At 61.0% G+C, this 19,873-nt stretch carries 16 protein-coding genes; 9 read left to right on the top strand and 7 right to left on the bottom strand.

Annotated features, from left to right (window positions below; genetic code table 11):
• The first annotated feature begins 23 nt into the window (after positions 1 to 23).
• Entirely contained in the window at positions 24 to 1,427 is a 1,404-nt protein-coding gene (locus ACIY1O_RS12285; RefSeq protein WP_397475382.1) for a YihY family inner membrane protein, read from the top strand.
• Entirely contained in the window at positions 1,411 to 1,881 is a 471-nt protein-coding gene (locus tag ACIY1O_RS12280; RefSeq protein ID WP_397475381.1) for a CBS domain-containing protein, read from the top strand. The genes ACIY1O_RS12285 and ACIY1O_RS12280 overlap by 17 nt, the downstream gene beginning before the upstream one ends.
• A 10-nt stretch (positions 1,882 to 1,891) precedes the next feature.
• On the opposite strand, the gene dusA is transcribed toward ACIY1O_RS12280, so the two are convergent.
• A complete protein-coding gene (gene dusA, locus ACIY1O_RS12275; protein WP_397475380.1) occupies positions 1,892 to 2,872 on the bottom strand; it encodes a tRNA dihydrouridine(20/20a) synthase DusA in 981 nt (326 codons plus the stop codon).
• A gap of 158 nt (positions 2,873 to 3,030) precedes the next feature.
• On the opposite strand from dusA, the gene ACIY1O_RS12270 reads away from it, so the two are divergent.
• Both ACIY1O_RS12270 and ACIY1O_RS12265 read left to right on the top strand, forming a co-directional pair.
• Positions 3,031 to 3,999, top strand: a complete 969-nt coding sequence (locus ACIY1O_RS12270) for a homoserine kinase (protein ID WP_397475379.1) — start codon at positions 3,031 to 3,033, stop codon at positions 3,997 to 3,999.
• A gap of 42 nt (positions 4,000 to 4,041) precedes the next feature.
• Positions 4,042 to 4,851: a BPSS1780 family membrane protein gene (locus ACIY1O_RS12265; protein ID WP_397475378.1), complete on the top strand. Its 810-nt coding sequence runs from the start codon at positions 4,042 to 4,044 to the stop codon at positions 4,849 to 4,851.
• On the opposite strand, the gene ACIY1O_RS12260 is transcribed toward ACIY1O_RS12265, so the two are convergent.
• The 3 genes from ACIY1O_RS12260 to ACIY1O_RS12250 form a co-directional block, all read right to left on the bottom strand.
• On the bottom strand, positions 4,848 to 5,696 hold the full coding sequence (locus ACIY1O_RS12260; protein ID WP_397475377.1) for a 3',5'-nucleoside bisphosphate phosphatase: 849 nt from the start codon (positions 5,694 to 5,696) through the stop codon (positions 4,848 to 4,850). The two genes, ACIY1O_RS12265 and ACIY1O_RS12260, sit on opposite strands and share 4 nt — an antisense overlap.
• Positions 5,697 to 5,753: 57 nt before the next feature.
• Complete coding sequence (locus ACIY1O_RS12255) at positions 5,754 to 6,680, bottom strand: alpha/beta fold hydrolase (RefSeq protein WP_397475376.1); 927 nt, start codon at positions 6,678 to 6,680, stop codon at positions 5,754 to 5,756.
• 115 nt (positions 6,681 to 6,795) lie between these two features.
• The gene (locus ACIY1O_RS12250; protein WP_397475375.1) at positions 6,796 to 9,267 is read right to left on the bottom strand and encodes a DNA internalization-related competence protein ComEC/Rec2; all 2,472 of its coding nucleotides are present in this window, start codon (positions 9,265 to 9,267) and stop codon (positions 6,796 to 6,798) included.
• 286 nt (positions 9,268 to 9,553) lie between these two features.
• Between ACIY1O_RS12250 and ACIY1O_RS12245 the strand changes: the two genes are divergently transcribed.
• Positions 9,554 to 10,810 carry a flavin-dependent oxidoreductase gene (locus ACIY1O_RS12245; RefSeq protein ID WP_397475374.1) on the top strand — a complete coding sequence of 419 codons (1,257 nt, stop codon included), beginning with the start codon at positions 9,554 to 9,556 and terminating at the stop codon, positions 10,808 to 10,810.
• Between the two features lie 39 nt (positions 10,811 to 10,849).
• On the opposite strand, the gene ACIY1O_RS12240 is transcribed toward ACIY1O_RS12245, so the two are convergent.
• The 3 genes from ACIY1O_RS12240 to ACIY1O_RS12230 form a co-directional block, all read right to left on the bottom strand.
• On the bottom strand, positions 10,850 to 11,674 hold the full coding sequence (locus tag ACIY1O_RS12240; RefSeq protein WP_397475373.1) for a TatD family hydrolase: 825 nt from the start codon (positions 11,672 to 11,674) through the stop codon (positions 10,850 to 10,852).
• Between the two features lie 67 nt (positions 11,675 to 11,741).
• Entirely contained in the window at positions 11,742 to 12,458 is a 717-nt protein-coding gene (locus ACIY1O_RS12235) for an ABC transporter ATP-binding protein (protein ID WP_397475372.1), read from the bottom strand.
• Positions 12,451 to 13,722: a lipoprotein-releasing ABC transporter permease subunit gene (locus ACIY1O_RS12230; protein ID WP_397475371.1), complete on the bottom strand. Its 1,272-nt coding sequence runs from the start codon at positions 13,720 to 13,722 to the stop codon at positions 12,451 to 12,453. Before ACIY1O_RS12230 ends, ACIY1O_RS12235 begins: the two co-directional genes overlap by 8 nt.
• A gap of 75 nt (positions 13,723 to 13,797) precedes the next feature.
• On the opposite strand from ACIY1O_RS12230, the gene ACIY1O_RS12225 reads away from it, so the two are divergent.
• From ACIY1O_RS12225 to lon, 4 genes are all read left to right on the top strand, one after another.
• Positions 13,798 to 14,742 carry a hypothetical protein gene (locus tag ACIY1O_RS12225; RefSeq protein ID WP_397475370.1) on the top strand — a complete coding sequence of 315 codons (945 nt, stop codon included), beginning with the start codon at positions 13,798 to 13,800 and terminating at the stop codon, positions 14,740 to 14,742.
• Positions 14,724 to 16,430, top strand: a complete 1,707-nt coding sequence (recJ, locus tag ACIY1O_RS12220; RefSeq protein ID WP_397475392.1) for a single-stranded-DNA-specific exonuclease RecJ — start codon at positions 14,724 to 14,726, stop codon at positions 16,428 to 16,430. Before ACIY1O_RS12225 ends, recJ begins: the two co-directional genes overlap by 19 nt.
• Before the next feature lie 179 nt (positions 16,431 to 16,609).
• Positions 16,610 to 17,011: an Hsp20/alpha crystallin family protein gene (locus ACIY1O_RS12215; RefSeq protein ID WP_397475369.1), complete on the top strand. Its 402-nt coding sequence runs from the start codon at positions 16,610 to 16,612 to the stop codon at positions 17,009 to 17,011.
• A gap of 46 nt (positions 17,012 to 17,057) precedes the next feature.
• Positions 17,058 to 19,469 (top strand): endopeptidase La, encoded by a 2,412-nt coding sequence (gene lon, locus ACIY1O_RS12210; RefSeq protein ID WP_397475368.1) that lies wholly within the window; start codon positions 17,058 to 17,060, stop codon positions 19,467 to 19,469.
• Positions 19,470 to 19,873 lie beyond the last annotated feature (404 nt).

Below are 19,873 nucleotides of genomic sequence, written 5' to 3'. Positions count from 1 at the left end.
GTGCGCCGTGGTCAGCACCTATCATGCAACGTGAAGACGCCGGTAAAGCCTCTAATCCGAAAAGCCGACGAGCCCGGTCTTCAGACCGGCTGAGCAGCGTGGGCAAGGCAGCGCAATACGCGCTGCGACGCGCCGGCGAAAAAAGGCTGCCGCAGATCGCCGCCAGCCTTACGTACACCACCGTGCTTGCCATCGTTCCGTTGCTGGCCGTCGTGCTTTCGCTGTTCACGGCGTTCCCGCTGTTCGCGGAATTCAAGCTGGCGCTCGAAAACTTCCTCACCACCAGTCTGATGCCGCCTTCCGTGTCGGACACGGTCATGACGTACCTCAATCAGTTTGCGGCCAAGGCCTCCGGCCTGACCGCGGTGGGCACCATCTTCCTCATTGTGGTCTCCGTCATGCTGATCATGACCATCGACGGAGTGCTGAACGACATCTGGAGCGTTGAGCAGCGACGGCCCCTGCGCCAGCGCATGCTGGTGTACTGGGCGATTATCTCTCTGGGTCCGATCCTGGCCGGGGCCAGCCTCTGGACGACCACCGTGCTGACCCAGCAATCGCTGGGCCTGGTAGGCGAGATGTCTACCGGCGTGAACCTGCTGCTCTCAGTGGTGCCGGTGCTTATCACCGGGGTGGGCTTTGCCGCCTTATTCGTCTATGTGCCCAACCGCGACGTCTACTGGCGCGACGCCCTGGCCGGCGGCATGGGCACCGCCGTGGTTCTTGCCCTGATGAAATCGGGTTTTGCGCTGTATATCTCTCGCTTCCCCTCGTACACCATCATTTACGGCGCCTTTGCCACCCTGCCGATTTTCCTGCTATGGATTTATCTGTCGTGGCTCGGTATTTTGCTGGGCGCCACGGTGGCCGCCACCTTGCCCGCCCTTCGCATGCGACGCTGGGCCGAACAGCGCCAGCCCGGCGCTGCCATTGTCGATGCCATTACCATCATGCGCTTGCTGCGCAGCGCTCAGGGAACCCCCATTCCCGGCCGCAGCTCGCGCTTTTTAAGCGCCCATCTGCGATTGCATCCTGATGAGCTCAACCATATTCTGACCACCCTGCGCGACCTTGGCTATGCCGTGCCGACCCAAGACAAAGACAAGGGCTCCGACCAGTGGGTGCTGGCCTGCGACATGGGACAGGCAAAGCTGGGCCGGCTGGTCGACGTTCTGTTGATAGATCGCCACCAGGAAGCCTTGCAAAAGTTGCCTTGCCTGCTGCCGGGAATCGCCGCCGCACTGACCAACCAGCCCGACCTGACCCTCGACGACCTGCTCGATCGCAACGAAACCTCGCAACCTTTCGTTGCGAGCGAACACGAAAATATACAGTCTGCCGCCCGCCTACCCCAAAGCAAGGATATAAGGCAAAATACAACTACAACGAAGCAGACCGAGGAGACGCAACATGTTGAAAGTCAGTGAGATACTGCGAGTCAAGGGGCACACCCTTTACACCGCCACCCCTGACATGCCCATTACCAAGGCGCTCGAAACCATGAGCGAACAAGACATCGGCTCTCTGGTCATCATGGAACACGGTGAATTGGTGGGCATGCTTACCTTCCGCGAAATTATTCGCCATCTGCACGCCAATGGCGGCGATACCGGCACCAACACCATACGCAGCATCATGGACGACGCTCCAGTCAGCGTCACGCCCAATACCAGCGCTCAAGAAGTGCAGCGCCTGATGCTGGATAAGCACGCGCGCTATATGCCGGTCATGGACGGGCCGGTCTTGCAAGGCGTCATCTCTTTTTACGACATGGCCCAGGCCATCGTCGCGGCCCAGCAATTCGAAAACAATATGCTCAAGGCCTACATCCGCGATTGGCCCGGCGACGGAGAGGCCCTCAAGGTCGAAGAAGGCGGCTGAAACAGGCTCTTCATTCGGCACGCAAGACCAGATCGTTCCAAGCCCGCTCGAGCATCGCCGGGTCGTTCGCATTCAACAAGCCGGCATCCGATAACGTGCGTCGCCAATAGCGTGATCCGGGGCGTCCGGACATCCAGCCAAGCATGGGTTTGAGCACCATGCGCAATGGTACGCCTTGCCCTACCTGCCCTTGTGCGTAATCGACCATCGCATTCACGACTTGCCCTGGTTCGGGCAAGTGGACATCCGGATCGACCAGGCGCGACAATTCGGACAATACCCCCGGATTGTGCCAGGCCGCCCGCCCCAGCATCACGCCGTCAAAATCGTCCAGATGGCGGTAAGCCGCATCCGCTTCGGCCACGCCGCCATTCAACACGATGGTGCTGTCAGGAAAATCGGCCTTCAGCCTGCGCACTGCGTCGTAGCGCAACGGGGGTATCTGGCGGTTATCTTTGGGCGACAAGCCTTTGAGCACCGCATTTCGGGCGTGCACGACAAACACCTTGCACCCCACGTGATGCAGGGCGCCGACAAAGTCGCGCACGAAGCCATAGGATTCGTCGTAGTCTAGCCCCAGCCGGTGCTTGACCGTCACCGGAATCGACACCGCGTCCTGCATGGCCTTGATGCAGTCGGCCACCAGCGCGGGGTCGGCCATCAGGCAGGCGCCGAAGGCCCCGCGCTGAACGCGGTCAGACGGGCAGCCGCAGTTCAAGTTGATTTCGTCGTATCCCCATTGTTCGCCTAACCTGGCGCTGTCGGCCAGTGCCTGGGGATCGCTTCCCCCCAATTGCAGGGCCACCGGCTGCTCTGATTCATGGAAGTCCAGATGGCGCGCAATATCGCCATGCAGCAGTGCTCCGGTCGTGATCATCTCGGTATACAGGCGCGCGCGCGGGGCCAGGAGCCGGTGAAAGAAACGGCAATGGCGATCCGTGACGTCGATCATGGGGGCGACGCAGAAGCGCCATCCGGAATCGGCTTGCATAGGGGATTTCACGATACGGTATAGTGATTGGTTGCGGGTAAACGATGATTTTAACGTCTCGAGCCCGCCGCCTCGGTTCGCGCCCCTTGGCCCTCTGCTTTACAATCCGGCTTTGCCGCATGTTGCGGCGCCACCTTTCATTGTCTGCTTATTTTTCTATGGCTGTCTTTACCCCTGTCAGCGACGACGACGCACGCGAGCTTTTGAATCATTACTCTCTGGGCGAACTGGTTTCTCTGCGGGGCATTACCGCCGGCATCGAAAACACCAACTACTTCATCACCACCACCCAGGGTGAGTACGTGTTGACACTGTTCGAGGTGCTAACCTACGAACAATTGCCTTTCTATATTGAATTGATGCACCATTTGGCGCACAACGGCATTCCTGTTCCCGAACCCCAGACGCGCAAAAACGGCGAACGCCTGGGACTCTTGCACGGCAAGCCCACGGCCATTGTCACGCGGCTTTCAGGCGGCTACGAGCCCGATCCGGGTCCGATGCATTGCGCGCTGGCCGGCGCGACCCTGGCACGCACCCACTTGGCGGGCCGCAGCTTCTCCATGCGGCAACCCAATCTGCGAGGCCTGGCCTGGTGGCGCGAAACCGTTCCCAAGGTGCTGCCCTTTCTTGACGAGGCGCAAGCTCAGCTGATCAGTACGGTGCTTGAAGAACAAACTGTCTTTGCCGCGTCCGACACATATCGCGAATTGCCATTCGGGCCGGCGCACTGCGACTTGTTTCGGGACAACGTGTTATTTGACGGCACCTTCGAGACACCGCGCATGGGGGGCTTCATTGACTTCTACTTTGCGGGTTGCGACACCTGGCTGTTCGATGTGGCGGTAAGCGTGAACGACTGGTGCATCGAGCGCAACAGTGGCGCCTTCATTGACGAAAAAGTGCAGGCGTGGCTGCAAGCCTATGCCAAGGAACGCCCGTTCACGGCCGCAGAACGTCAGGCATGGCCGCTATTGTTGCAGGCCGCCGCACTGCGCTTCTGGACATCAAGGCTGTTCGATTATTTCCTGCCGCGCCCCGCGCAGACTCTCAAGCCGCATGATCCAAGGCATTTTGAACGAGTGCTGCGCCAGCGGCGCTTGGTATCCGCCCCTGTTTTGCCATAGGGCCGGCCAACAACACGGCCCGCTCACGCTGAAAAGAAAATTATGCAAGCTGCCAAACTGCCCTTTCGTGCCGGCTGGTCATGGATACAGGAAGGAGGCCGGATATTCAGGCGCCAACCCCTTGCCATGTTCTTCTGGGGCTTGCTGACCAGCCTGTTCATCACGATCTCGTCGGTGATACCCATTCTGGGACAAATGCTGCTGATCGCCGCCACACCCGTCCTTACCTTCATCACCCTGTGCGCCTGCCGCCATATCTCGAACGGCCGGCAAATGATGCCCGGCATGTGGCTCGAGCCGCTACGCGACAAAGATGTGCGGCGCCGCTTGTTTCGTCTGGGCCTGGCGTACCTGGCATGTTGCATGTTGGCCGGCTTTGCTGCGACCCTGCCATTCCTTGGGCAACTTACAGCGGCGATCGTCGATGGCGCCAATGTAGACCCGGCTGTCTTGTTCGACGCCCTGCTTCGGCCGCTGATCACCTTTGCCGTCTTGTACGTGATGATCTCGGCGCTGTTCTGGCACGCGCCGGCCCTGACGGGCTGGCACGGCATCAAACTGGTGCAGGCCCTGTTTTATTCCATGGTGGCCTGTTGGCGCAACAAATGGCCTTTCCTGCTGTATGGCCTGAGTTGGGGCGCCATTTTCATGGCTGTGCAGTTCTGCGGCACCATATTAACGTCTGTGGGGCTGCCGTCGGGCATGGTGCAACTGGTTCTGATGCCGGTCAACATTATTGTGGCGGCCATCCTGTACTGTAGCTTCTACCCGACTTACATGAGCGTCTTCGGCGTCAATTACGCCACTTCGGCCGGCGACGGGGCCGGCACCGCCGACGACAGTGACGCCTAAAGCCAATCGTGCCACACGGGCTTGAGGCCCGTGGGCAAGTTGGGCAAAGAGCCCAGATCGACATGGCTTTCACTAGGTGCATGAAAATCTGATCCACGCGAAGCGAGAAAACCATAACGGCGCGCCACCTCTGCGTATTCCTGGTATTGCTCGGGCCGGTGGCTTCCCGTGATTACCTCGATGCCTTCACCACCCAACTGCTTGAACACGTCAAAAAAAGCATCCAACTGGGTGGAGTCATAGGTATAGCGCCCCGGGTGGGCAATTACGGCTCGGCCGCCGGCGCCCACTATCCATTGCACGGCGTCCTCGAGCCTGGCCCAGTCAACGCGCACGTTGCCTGATCGTCCCTCGCCCAAATAGCGGTCAAAGACCTCTTGCATCGTCTTGCAATAGCCCTGTTCGAGCAAAAAACGAGCAAAATGCGTACGACTTAGCAATTGCGGATTAGATGCGTAGCGCAAGGCGCCTTCGTAGCTGTCTGGCACACCCATGCCTTCGAGCCGTTCGCCAATGTGGCGGGCGCGCTCGACCCGGCCGGCCCGAATGGAAGTCAGGCCTTGCTCAAGAGGCACGTAAGTTGGGTCGATATTGAGACCAACGATATGAACCGTCCGCTTGGCCCACGTGGCTGAGATCTCGACGCCGGGCACAAAAGGCAGATCAAGCTCACGACATGCCGCCTGAGCCTCTGCCAAGCCGGAAAGCTCGTCATGATCGGTTAAAGACCACAACTGCACCCCGCCTTCGGCCGCGCGCCGCGCAAGCGCCGACGGCGTCAGCACCCCGTCGGAAATCAGCGAGTGGCAATGCAGGTCGGCGTTAAGGGAAATGGTTGAACTCATCTGATCCATTGTACCGGGCCGGCGCCAGGAGCCGCCACCGCATCGGGCCGGACAGGGTCAATCCGAGCCGAGGAAAAAGTGTTTTATCGGCTGAATCTGTTCGTCGCTCAGTAAAGTCGGGGCATGGCCGACACCGGCGAACTCGACCAGTTGCGTATGCGCATTGCGCGCCGACATCTCGCGGGCCGTGTCTTCTGTAAGGACGTCGGATTCAGTGCCCCGCAATACCAGGATGGGCGAGGCAAGGCTTTCAAAAGCCGACCATAACATCTGTTCGGCCGCATCCAGCGTCGCCTCGTTCTGCAGCGCCATGGGCTCGGCAAGGCGAAGGTCATAGTGCCTGATCCAGCGGCCGTTTTCCTGATTGAACACATCTCGAGTCAGGCGATTCCATTGCTCTTGCGTATGCGGTCCAAAACCTTGGGAAACCCCCTGCACATAGGCTACCGCTTCGTCGAAGGTATCGAAGGACACGTTTTTGCCCACATAAGCGGCAATGCGCGCCAGGCCTTGCCGATCGAGACGTGGACCAATGTCGTTCAGCGCCATCTTGCCCAAGCGAAGGGATCTGGCGGCCGGCAACCCGAAGTTTCCGCGCTGCGGCCGTTGAAGAGAAGATGCGGCCAGGGCCCCGGCAAGGCCCAGACCGATCAGCCCTCCCATTGAGGTGCCCAGCCAGTCGACTTCATCCACGTCGAGCCGGGCGATCAACGTGAGAATATCGGAAATATATTGCGGCACCGTATACCCGGCCGGGTCCGCCAACCAGTCGGAACGCCCCCGCCCGACGATGTCCGGGGCCACGACCCGGTATCTTGAAGCAAGCCTCTGAGCCAGTTCGTCGAAATCCCGGCCACAGCGGGTCAGGCCGTGCACGCACACCAGGGTCTTGTCACTGCTCGGGCTACCCCATTCCCAATACGCCATGCGGTGGATGCCCGATGGGCCGGCGCAACTTACGTATTCGAGGCGGGGTTCAGACATGGCAAATCCTAGACGGGAACAGCGGGGGATTCGGTGCGCAGACAAGCTGCGCACGGCTTATTCACGCAGCCGAGACGAGCTCTGCAAGCCCGAAAAATAGTAACCGATTTCGTCGTCATAGGCCGCCGGCATCGCGATGAGGCTCCACCATGAGCCCTTCGGCGCGGGATCGAACCGTTATCGCGCCGTGCAGGTCGGTCCTCCAGAATTGTGCGCCCGCACGCTCCCAACGACGCTGCACCACCGGGTGCGGATGGCCGTAGCGATTCCAGCGCCCCGCCTGGGCAATTACATGTGCCGGCCCGGCATGCGCAACCAATTCGGCACTGGACGAGCTGCGTGAACCGTGATGAGCCGCCAGCAGCACGTCAATGGGGCCGACGTCGCGCGCGACGATCTCGATCTCTTGGGCTTGGCCGATGTCGCCGGTCAATAGCGCATAGTGATAGCGGCCCCGGATACGCAGGACACAACTTTGCGCATTGCGTATCCGTGAACTGCTTTTCGAACCGACCTCCGGCGCAGACGCCAGCGGCCACAGGAAATCGAACTGCACGCCATCCACCTGCCAGGAGACGCCCTCCCGGCAGCGCGACGTGGCTTGCGGCAACGAGGGCAACTGCGTGGGAACACCCAGCAAAGCGGCCTCGCGTTTCAAGTAAGCCACGACATCAAACGGACTGTAGGATTGGTTCACCGGCCTGGCAGCCAGCACGCTGCGCATACCGCCCACATGATCCAGATCGGCATGGGACACAACCAGTACATCGAGCCGGCTCACACCTTTGGCGCGCAAAAATGGCACTACGCTGCGCGAGGCGGCATCGGAGTCGGGCCCATGACGGATGCCCGTGTCAAACAGCAAGGCATGATTGGCGGTGAGCACCACCACGGCGGAACCCTGGCCCACGTCCAGCGCCACCATATCCCAAGCCCCATCGGGCGGACGCTCGGGGCGCCACAGCAGCGCCGGCAGCATCAACATCCACCCCGCCGCCCGCAAGGGCAAGCCGCGAGGCATGAGCGCAGCCGCCAGGCCGGCCAACGCCAACACAATCGCCCAGGCAGGAGCCGCGGGCGCGTCCAGGCTGGCCGCGTCGTTCTGGGCCAGCCACTGCGTGGGCAACATCATCAGCCGTAAGGGCTCATGAGCAAGCCACGTCAAGCCATGAGCCGCCCAGCCCAACGCCGGAACCATCGACGCCAAGGCCAGAAGCAGCGAAAGCGGCGTCACGACAAGGCTGATGATCGGAATGGCATAAGCGTTCGCCAGCGGCGAAACAATTGAAATTTCGTTGAACAACAAGGCCAGCACCGGCATCAAGCCGGCCGTCACGGTCAGCTGCAATTTGCACGCAGCCAGAAGCCAGTCCCACAGACGTCGTTGCTTTGTCGCCTCATGAACAGACGCCCCCAACCAACGGCCGCTGGTCAGCAGCACAGCCACCGCCCCGAACGACAGCCAGAACCCGCTGGCCGTCAATGCCCAGGGGTCCATTGCCACCACTGCGGCGGCAGCCAGCAACAACACCCGCCAAGGCCCGAGGGGCAGGCGCAAAAGATGGGCCGCCGCCAAGACGCTCAACATCAGAAAGGTTCGTCTGGCCGGCACGCCCCAGCCGGCCAACAGGCAATACACCCAGGCCACTGCCAAAGCAGCCAGACAGGCTGCCACCTGGGCCGGCACACGCTCGGCCAGCGGCCTGCCAAGCCAAGCCAGACGCCTCCAAAGCCATAAGCACAGCAATCCGCCAATGGCCGCAATCATGGTGATATGGCTGCCACTGATGGAAATAAGATGGGTAATTGACGTGCGGTTGAATGTAAGCCAGTCTTCGGGCGCCACCCCCGCCTGGTCTCCAATTGTGAGCGCCAGCAAAACCGGTCCGTACCGCAGGTCGGCCAAGTATGGCGCCATGGCCTCGCGCACGCGGTGACGGGCACGTTCCGCGACCACCGATAAACTCGCCCACGGTTCATCGTACAGATAGCGGGGCGTGCCGCGCACACTGCCCACGGCGCGCACGCCCGTGGCCAACACGTGGCCTTCATAGTCAAAACCATGAGGGTTGCTCAACCCGTGCGGAGTACGAAGATTGAGCGACATGCGCCATACCTGCCCTGGCACCAGGTCGGGAAACGGGTGGCCGGCGCCAGGCTGCTTGCGCGCGTATGGGCCCGCGTAATCAGCACCATGCCACGAAACCTGGATATGACGAGGAATGCCCGGAGGTAGGGATTCAAGCACTTGCGCCTCAAACCGCCGGCTATCGGGCAGCACGCGCGGCAGCGTTTCGATACGCAGCACCACCCGCGAAACCTGATCCTCGTCCGTGGGGCTTAGCGAGTCGGCCAGCCTCTGGTGCATATGAAACGAGACCCAGGCCAGGCCCAATACGAAGGCCCACAGTGGAGCCAGCCATTTCAAGCGGCGTCCGTAGATGCCCCGGACTCTCTTCCATGGCACCACAACCGCTGTCGAAAAAAATAGCAAACCGCCCGACAGACAGATCCATTCAAAGGGTTCCGGCAAGCGCGGCAGCACGTGCACCAGGGCCGCCCCTGCAAGGGCCGCAATAATGCTCAAGCGCCCGACCATTTCCCATTCCCGCAGCCACACAGATGAACCGACTTATGCATGCCCATGCGGCCGCCCTTTCGTGTGCCGGCGAATGCCGGCGTACAGAGACCAGCCATGGTAGGACGGTTACAGCAAGCCGACGCCGTCAAAGAGATAAATACATCCCCTCGGCTTATGCGTATAAACGCGGCCCGTGCCCGGCCATGGACGGCATTCCGGCAACGCCGCGTCCGAATACACAGCCAAAACGGCATTTTTGTTATTATTTGCGCCACATTTCCGGGAGAAGAACTTGAAAGCTATTATCGTCGGCGCCGGCATCGGCGGGCTGACTTTGGCCCTGATGCTGCACAAGCGGGGCATAGAATGCGAGGTTTTTGAAAGCGTGCGGGAGCTGAAGCCGCTGGGAGTGGGCATCAACCTGCTGCCTCATGCCGCGGCAGAGATGCAACAGGTGGAAATGCTGGAGACGTTGCAGGCCAATTCCGTAGCCACCTCGGCGCTGCACTACTACAACCGCTTCGGCCAAAGCATCTGGGAAGAAGCCCGAGGACTGGCGGCGGGCTACCCCGTACCTCAACTATCCATCCATCGCGGACGGCTCCAGCTTCTTCTGGCCAAAGCAGTGCGCGAGCGACTGGGCGCCCACAAGCTTCATACCGGCATGGCGTTCGAATCGCTGACTCAGGACGACAAAGGCGTCACCGCCCTGTTCCGCGATCGCTCGAACAATGACGCCCCTACGAAAGTTCAAGGCGACGTCCTGATCGGCGCCGACGGCATCCATTCCGCCGTGCGTAAAGGCTTTTATCCCGACCGCGACGAGTTTCGCTTCTCGGGTCGCATACTATGGCGCGCGGTTACCTATACCCGCTCGTACCTGGATGGACGCACCATGTTCATGGCCGGCCACCAAGACCAAAAATTCGTGGCGTACCCGATCTTGGACGAGGCCGCGCCGGCCGGCACGACCGCCGTCAACTGGATCGCCGAGCTCAGCGTTCCCGAAGGCGAAGTATCTTATACCGACTGGAACCGCGTCGTGGATAAATCCGTATTCGCTGCCCCATTCCAAAGCTGGAAATGGCCGTGGATCGACATTCCCGCCCTCATCGACGGCACACAAGCCATCTATGAGTTTCCCCTGGTCGATAAAGACCCCCTGCCGCGCTGGACCCACGGCAAAGTCACGCTAATGGGTGATGCCGCCCACCCTCTTTATCCCATCGGATCGAATGGTTCCGCGCAGGCCATCCTGGACGCACGCAGCCTGGCGGACCGGCTGTTGGAAACCGTTCAGAAACACCACCGCGATACTGAAGCGGCGCTCAAGGAATATGAGGCCGAGCGCCTGCCGGCGACCACCGGCATCATCTTGCGCAACCGCCTGAACGGGCCCGAGCAGGTAATGCAGATGGCGCACGAGCGGGCGCCGAAAGGCTTTGCGCACATCAATGACGTCATCCCGCAACAGGTGCTGGAAGAAATGGCCATGCGCTACAAACGCGCGGCCGGCTTTGATCCTTCCCGGCTTAAGCCCAAGGCCTGACTCTCGTTGGAGCGGCATCGGCGCAGCGCCAAGCCTGCCTCAGCGCGCCACGCCGGCCCCGACCCCCAGCCTGCGTGCCAAGCGGGGCAAGGCTCGTAGCGCGTTGGCCCCAGTAACCGCCCTGACCTGATCGGCCGTTGTGCCCCGAAGTTCGGCCAGCGAGGCGGCGACGCCCGCCACGCTGGCCGGCTCGTTGCGGCTGCCGATTTCCAGCCAGGCGGGCGGGATATCCGGCGCATCGGTTTCCAGGACTAACGACTCCAGCGGCAAGCCGGCCGCCAGCCGCCTTATCTGCAAGGCTCGGTCAAAGGTCATGGCGCCTCCGAACCCCAGCACAAAGCCTTGTTCAATGAACTGCTCGGCCTGCTGAAAACTTCCGTTGAAGGCATGGCCTATACCCCCAATTCGGGGGCGTCGGCGCAAATGCTTGAGCAAGATGTCTTGCGATCGACGAACGTGCAGTATTACCGGCAGATTGAATCGCGCAGCCAGGTCGAGTTGGGCTGAATAAAAATTTTCCTGCCGTTCCCGCATGGATTCAGTCTTGAGCTGGGGAAGAAAGAAATCCAGGCCGATCTCGCCGACACCCACGAAACGCGGATCATCCAACGACTTTTCTATCTCGTGCTCGAGCACTTCAAGATCAGTGTCGGCTGCCTGGGGCACGCAAATGGGATGGATGCCCAACGCGTAAGCCCCGCCCGGGAACGAATGCGCCAGTTGCCGTACTCGTGCAAAATTGGCGCGATTGATGGCGGGAATGACGATAAGGTCCACGCCCGCGCCCTGCGCTCTGGCAATGACCTCATTACGGTCATGATCAAATTCGGATGCATCCAGGTGGCAATGCGTATCGATCAGCATGGAAACGGTCCTTTATCCCAACGTCCATTGGGCAGACTATTCGCAATAGCGTATCAGCCATGCTGCATCAGCGCGCGTCTGCCTCGGCATCGACCAGCGACCCATCATCCATGAACAATCGCCTGTCGGCCAGGGCGGCCAGGGTCGGGTCATGAGTAACGATGGCAAACGCCGTACCCGATTCTTCATTCAAGCGCACCAGCAGCTCGAACATGGTCTGGGCGGTGTGCCTATCGAGGTTTCCGGTGGGCTCGTCGGCCAACACGCAGGCCGGCTTGGTGACCAGCGCCCTGGCCAACGCCACGCGCTGCCTTTCACCGCCGGAAAGCTGGCCTGGGTAATGCCCCATGCGATGGGCCAGGCCGACCTGCTCAAGCATGTCGGCCGCCTGCTCGCGTGCGGCGCCGCGGCTTTGTCGGCGCACGATAAGGGGCATGGCCACGTTGTCCAGGGCCGAAAATTCGGAAAGCAGGTGGTGGAACTGGTAGACGAAGCCCAGGCTGCGGTTGCGCACTTGGCTGCGGCGGGCCTCGGACAAGCCATCCCCCGATTCGCCGTCGACCCACACTGAGCCCGAATTGGGCTGGTCAAGCAGGCCAAGCAAATGCAGCATGGTGCTTTTCCCAGAACCGGAAGCCCCCACCACCGCCACCATTTCGCCGCGTGCCACGTGCAGACTTACGTCGCGCAACACATCGACGCGTTGGCCGCCTTCGTCGTAATACTTGACCAGATTGCGGGCGATCAGGACATGGTCGGGGTTGTTCGTTAACGTGTCAGTCATGGCGCAGTACCTGTGCCGGTTGCAGCCGCGACGCCCGCCAGCTTGGATAGATGGTGGCCAGCAAAGAAAGAACCAAAGAGGTGATGGTAACGATCATGATATCGCTTGCCTCGGGATTCGATGGCAGTTCGCTGATGAAATATATCTGTTGGGGCAGGAACTCAATGCCCAACATACGTTCGATGAAAGGCACAATCACGTCGATGTTGTAGGCGACCAGCATGCCCAGGCCCACCCCTGCCAAGGTGCCGATCACCCCGATAAGAGCGCCCTGCACCAGGAAGATGCGCCCGATTTCACGCGGGGTCGCACCCAGGGTGCGCAAGATGGCGATGTCCGACTGCTTGTCCTTGACTGCCATCACCAATGACGACAATAGATTGAAAGCGGCCACCGCCACGATCAAGGCCAGAATCAGGAACATCATGCGCTTCTCGGTTTGCACGGCGGCAAACCATGTGCGATTGTTCTCGGTCCAGTCGCGCACCCTTGCGTACGGCGGAACCATATCGCGCAGTTCTTGAGCCACTTGCGGCGCGCGCTGCATGTCGTCGATGCGCAGCCGAATGCCGCTGGTTCCGCTGTCCCGGAACACACGCGCAGCATCCTGCACGTTGATGAACGCCATCGATGCATCGTATTCGTAATAGCCAGAGGAAAATATTCCCCGGACAGTGAACTGGCGCATGCGTGGAGTGAACCCCGCCGGCGACACTGAACCCTGCGGCGCCAAAACCAATAAGGTATCGCCGGGGCGCACGCCCAAGGCATCGGCCAGATGGCTTCCCAACACGATGGCAAATGAGCCTGGTTCGAGTACGTTCAGGTCGGCGTCCGTCATTTGTGCCGCAATATCGGATACCGCCGCTTCGCTGCCGGGCTCGATGCCTCGCAATTGAACGCCGCTAAGCGATTGCCCCCGCACCAGCATGGCCTGCGCCGCAACGAACGGAGCCTCGCCCTTGACGGCGGGGTGGCGCCTAGCCTGAGCCGCCAGGTCTTCCCACTGCTCGAGCACCTGACCGGGTTCGGTACCGGGAACGAAGACTTCGACGTGCGGCAGGACCGACAGCATGCGGTCTCTGACCTGGGTCTGGAAGCCATTCATCACCGACAGCACCACAATCAATGCGGCAACGCCCAGCGCGATGCCCGCCATTGAGGTGCCGGCGATAAAGGAAACGAAGCGGTCCCGCCGGCCGCCCCGCCGGGCGCCGCGCGACACGCCGGCATAGCGCGATCCTATCCAAAATTCATAAGACATTCTTGCAAACCACCTTTTTGTTCTCGTCCATGCCTGTGCCGATTCGCGCTGATTCACACAGACTACAATTCACGCATGCACATCGTACTTCCAGGCGCGCTGCCCGGCCCCGAAGCGGCACGGGCGCTGCTTCCTCACCTTGAAAAAACCGCTCCCACTTTCGTGGGCTGGCTTTCGGGCGGGCGGGCCAGGATGCAAGCCGTCGAACCGGAGGTTTCAGGCTGCACCGCCTACGAGCAGTGGCAGTTGGAACAAGCCCGTTTCTCGCCCGAGCCGCAACAGAATCTTAACGCGGGATTAGGGCCTTTATTGACCGAAAACCGCGATATCGAACCGAAGCAGCCAGTTTGGCTGGCCGAGCTGATCCACATGGCTCCCACTCAAAGCAGCACGGCGTTGCTCACTGCGCTCGACCTAAATATTACGCAAGAGCAGAGTGTAGCCTTGTTCGAATCGGCGCAAACGCTGTTCGACGAAACTGGTTTCCATCTGCATCACGACAGCCATACGCGTTGGCGCATCGACCCGCCCCCCGGCTTCGCCTTCCACAGCACAAGCCCATCCGTGGTGGCGACGGCTTCAGTCAACGACTGGTGGCCGCAAGACGAAGCCGTGCGCCCCTGGAGACGCCTGTTCAACGAAATACAGATGCTGTGGTTCGATCACCCCGTCAACCTGGCCCGACAGGCGCAAGGCGAGCGCCCCGTCAATGGCTTATGGTTGTTCGGCGGGGGTCGAATGGAACAGTTGGCTACAGCGCCTTCGCCCGTCGAAACCCGTCATTATCGAGCCCTGCTTGCCCCATTCATGGCCCAGGACTGGGGCGGCTGGCTGGCCGCCCTGGCCGAGCTCGAGGCAGAGGTCTTTGTCCCGCTGGCGCGACAAGGAACGCAGCCCGAACTGGTGCTTACAGGACGCAATGAAATCGTCACGCTCGAACCGCGCGCCATGGCCCGCTTGGCGAAGTGGCTGCGCGGCGGCCGCAACACATGGAGTAAATGGTGGTTGTACCGAAATTAAGTACCCGTTCCCCCGACCAAAGCGCCTTCATGGCGCTGGAGGCGGCGGGAATTCATCCTTTGCTGTGCCGCCTGTGGGCGGCCCGCGGCGTACGCAACGCCGATGAAACCCTGTTGAAATGGGGCGCGATGATACCGCCCGTTCACTTGACCCACGTGGACGCCGCGGCGGGCATCCTGGCCGATGCCATCGCTGCGGGCCAAAAGTTATTGATCATCGCGGACTACGACTGCGACGGGGCAACGGCCTGCGCGGTGGGCTTGCGCGCCCTGCGTGCTATGGGCGCCGACGTGGATTTTCTGGTTCCCAACCGATTCGAGACCGGCTACGGGCTGTCACCCGAAGTGGTCCAGCTTGCACTGAAACACCATGCCGGCAAGCCCGACATGCTGATCACGGTCGATAACGGCATTGCCAGCGTCGACGGCGTGGCTGCGGCACGGGAGGCCGGAATGCAGGTGTTGGTCACCGATCACCATTTGCCCGGCCCCACCTTGCCGGACGCCCTTGCCATCGTCAATCCCAACCAGCCCGGTTGCGGCTTTCCTTCGAAGAACTTGGCGGGGGTAGGCGTAATCTTCTATCTGATGCTCGCCTTGCGAGCCGAGCTGCGACGCCGTGGCGTATACGCCGCCGACGGCGGGCCCCGCCTGGATATGCTCGCCGACCTGGTGGCATTGGGCACAGTGGCCGACGTCGTCAAACTCGACAGTAACAACCGGCTGCTGGTCACGCAGGGCCTGCAGAAGATAAGGGCCGGCCGCATGCAAGCCGGGCTGCGCGCTCTTTTTGCCGTGGCGGGCCGCGAACCGAGGCAAGCCACCACGTTCGACCTGGGCTTCGCCCTGGGTCCGCGCATCAATGCAGCCGGGCGCCTGGCCGACATGAGCCTGGGCATCAACTGCCTGATTACGGACGACGAAAACCTGGCCCTGAAACTGGCGCGCGAGCTGGATGAGATGAACCAGCAGCGGCGCGGTATAGAAGGCACCATGCGAGAAGAAGCGCTGCAGGCCATGCAGCAAGGTGAACCGGCCATCAGCGCCAGCGTGTGCGTCTACCATCCGGAGTGGCATCAGGGGGTGGTTGGCCTCGTTGCATCGCGCCTGAAGGAAACCTATTGGCGTCCCACCCTGGCGTTCGCACGTTCCGAGCCGGGGCAATTGCGCGGGTCGGGCCGCTCCATACCCGACGTGCATTTACGCGACGTGCTTGACCTGGTCTCCAAGCGGCACCCCGGCATCATTCTTAAGTTTGGCGGCCACGCCATGGCGGCCGGCCTGACTCTGCGTGAAGAGGCCTATGATCGCTTCTTGCAAGGCTTTGACGAGGCTGTACGTCAATTGACAGGGCGCGACAGTTTCGAGCCGGTCATAGAAACCGACGGCTCGCTTGAAACAGGCTACGCCAATGCACAGGTTGCGGGCATGCTGGCCGAGCAAGTGTGGGGGGCAGGGTTTCCCCCGCCTGTGTTTCGCGACGTATTTCGGGTACACCACCAGCGCCTGCTCAAGGACAAGCACCTGAAGCTTAGCCTCGAGCGCGGCCACCAGCGATTTGATGCAATCTGGTTCAACCACGCCGACCTTCTTCCCGAAAACATTGATGTGGCATATCGTCTTGAGCAGAACGTGTGGAACGGCATGGTGTCGGCGCAGTTGATCATTGAGTATGCCTGCCCGGCCTGAACTTTCATGTCCCGACCGCAGGCGCCGACGTGACCCTTCTCCAGGTATCTCGTCGGTGAGCAAAGCGCCCTCGCCCGGGCGTCATGTGGCGCGCTCTGGTGGCCGCGTTGCAGCGGCCCACAATTTGCTTCTATAGTTGACTCTATAGTTGCTTATGAGCCGATCTTGGGGAAACCAGAATGACCTATCGAAAATCGCCCGGCTTGATGTGGGCGCAAGCCATGGACATGCTGGAACAGGCCGACCGCCTGCACCGCCAGTTCTTCCAGCTGAGTCAAAGCACGGCGCGCGGCCCCACATGGGAGCCCCCCGCCGATATATTCGAGACGCCCACTCATTTGTCGGTGCTGGTGGCCCTGCCCGGCGTGGCTTCCGATCGCGTCAAAGTCCTGATCGACGGCGACACGCTGCTGGTAGTGGGCGAGCGCCCCATGCCCGCGCCGGCGTCGACGCAGATACGCCGCATCGAGATCCCATACGGCCGTTTCGAACGACGCATCGAACTGCCCGCCGGTCGGTTCGAAATTCAAGAATCCACCCTAACAAATGGCTGCCTGGTACTTACGCTGCGCAAGCTATAAGGGACGCCTTCGACCAGCGTCGATACAGCCAATATAAGGGACAGCCATGGACAGCAAGACATCCGACCAGCCTCTTACCGACAACGCGCCGGCCCAGCAAACCGAGGCCGGCGAGCAAATCGAACTGAATATTCCCGAAGATGCGCTGATCATCATTCCGGTGCGCAACCTGGTGGTGTTTCCGCAAATGGTGGCGCCCATCGGCATCGGCCGGGAAAGCTCCATCAAGGCAGCGCAGGACGCGGCCCGCGCGGGGCGACAGGTGGGCATCGTGCTGCAACGCGATGCCGAAAACAACGAACCATTGGGCGTTGACCTTCACCGCGTGGGCACACTGGCAAGCATCCTGCGCTACGTCACCACACCAGATGGCAACCACCACCTCATCTGCCAGGGCGAGCAGCGGTTCGTCATCAAGGAATACCTGCCCGATCATCCTTATCTGGTCGCCAGGGTTGAGGCTTTTGACGAGCCAGAGACCACCAGCCCCGAAATCGAGGCGCGCATGCTACAACTAAAAGCGCGTACCGGCGACATTCTGGGTATGCTGCCGCAAGCGCCTCCCGAACTGGCCAATACGGCGGCCGGCATCACTTCGCCTGCTGTGCTTGCCGATTTCGTCTCGGGGCTGATGGATCTCAAGCCATCTGAAAAGCAAGACATACTCGAGACCTTCGATCTGCTTCCCCGTCTGGACAAGGTGCTTGGCTTTCTGGTGCATTTCGCCGAGGTGCTGCGCATTAGCCACGACATCGACAAGCAGACAAAAGAGCGTTTCGAGGACCGCCAGCGCGAGGTGCTGCTGCGTGAGCAACTGAAGACCATTCAGAGCGAGTTGGGCGAGACGGAAGGCAATGCCGCTGAAATGGCCGAGATCGAGGCCGACATCGCCAAGGCGAACATGCCCGAGGAAGTCGAGCAAGTGGCGCGCAAAGAGCTGCGCCGCTTAAGCAATATGCCCGATGCATCGGCCGAGTACTCGTCGCTGCGCACATATCTGGACTGGCTCACCGAGCTGCCGTGGAACATCGCCACCGAAGAGCGCATCGATATCGCCCAAGCGCGTGAAACACTCGATGCGGATCACTATGGGCTTGAAAAAATCAAGCGTCGTATTCTTGAATACTTGGCGGTGCGCAAGCTCAATCCCGAGGGGCGCAGCCCCATCTTGTGTTTCGTGGGCCCGCCCGGTGTGGGCAAGACCTCGCTCGGCCAAAGCATCGCCAAGGCCACGGGCCGCAAATTCGCACGCCTGGGCTTGGGCGGTGTCCACGACGAGGCCGAGATACGCGGCCACCGCCGCACCTACATCGGCGCACTGCCCGGCAACATCATCCAGGCGGTGCATAAAGCGGGGGCGCGCAACTGTGTGCTGATGCTTGATGAGGTAGACAAGCTTGGCGGAGGCGGCGTGCATGGCGACCCGGCTGCGGCCTTGCTTGAAGTGCTCGACCCTGAACAAAACTCGGCCTTCCGTGATAATTACCTGGCTGTTCCTTTTGATTTGTCCCGGGTGATGTTCATCACCACGGCCAACGTGTTGGACGCGATCCCAGGGCCGCTGCGCGACCGGATGGAGGTCATTCAGCTTCTAGGCTACACCGAAGCTGAAAAAATGCAGATTGCCCAGCGCTATCTGGTGCACCGTCAACTGGAAGCCAACGGACTTACCCCTGAGCAGTGCCGGCTTACCGATGAGGCATTGCGAGCGATCATTCATTTTTATACGCGTGAAGCGGGGGTACGCAATCTCGAACGCGAAATCGGCAGTGTGTTCCGCCACGTCGCGATGCGTATCGCCGAGGGCTCTGACCAGCAAGTCACGGTAGACGAACCTGATCTGCGCGCGATACTAGGCCCGCATAAACACGAAAGTGAATTGGCCATGCGAACGAGTTTGGCGGGCGTAGCCACGGGCCTGGCCTGGACGCCGGTGGGCGGCGACATTCTGTTCATTGAGGCGAGTCGTTCCGCGGGCTCGGGCCGGCTTATTCTTACGGGCCAGCTTGGCGATGTGATGAAGGAAAGCGCACAGGCGGCGCTTACGCTGCTCAAGGGCAAGGCGGCGCGCGTGGGCATCGACATGGAGCGATTCGAGAAGCAAGATATTCACGTGCACGTGCCGGCCGGGGCGATTCCCAAGGATGGTCCCAGCGCGGGGGTGGCGATGTTCGTGGCCCTGGCTTCGCTCATGGCGGACCGCCCGGTGCGCTACGACCATGCAATGACGGGCGAGATCAGCCTGCGGGGTTTGGTGCTGCCGGTGGGCGGCATCAAGGAAAAGGTACTGGCGGCGCTGCAGGCGGGCATCCGAACAGTGTTGCTTCCGGCGCGCAACGAGAAGGATCTTGAAGACATCCCGCAAGAGGCTCGAGAGCAATTGAAGTTCGTGTTTCTTGAGAATGTGGAGCAGGCGCTGGATGTCGTGCTGGAAGACGGTTCGGCGTCTGCTGATTGAGTGCTCGTATGTGCGGCCGCGTTTGTGCTGAAGCGGTGTCTGTGTTGAGTGCGTGGTTGTATTGAGTGCTTTAGTCGGCGTGTGGCGGGCAGGTATTTTGGGCGCCGCTCCCTGCGGCCCGGCTTTGCCGGGCTTCCCTCGCACCTTGCCATTTCGGGGCGCTCGCAGAACTCGCGGCGTCGGACCGGTGGTCCGACAAGCGTGCCGCTCAAACATGCTGCGAGCTTGCACCCCCGAAATGGCAAGGTGCTCGGCTTGGTCGGACGTCGCCCAAAATACCTGCCCGCCACACGCCTCGGGGATTCTTGAATTGCAGGATGTGGTGCTTCAGAGACGTGGGTTCTTGAGTTGCGAGATGTGGTGCTTCAGAGGCATGGTTTCTTTAGTTGCAAGATATGCTACTT

Source organism: Pusillimonas sp. (assembly GCF_044464525.1).
Lineage (GTDB): Bacteria > Pseudomonadota > Gammaproteobacteria > Burkholderiales > Burkholderiaceae_B > Pusillimonas.
The sequence above is the reverse complement of the archived record's forward strand: the minus strand, read 5'-3'. Positions and strand labels throughout refer to the sequence as shown.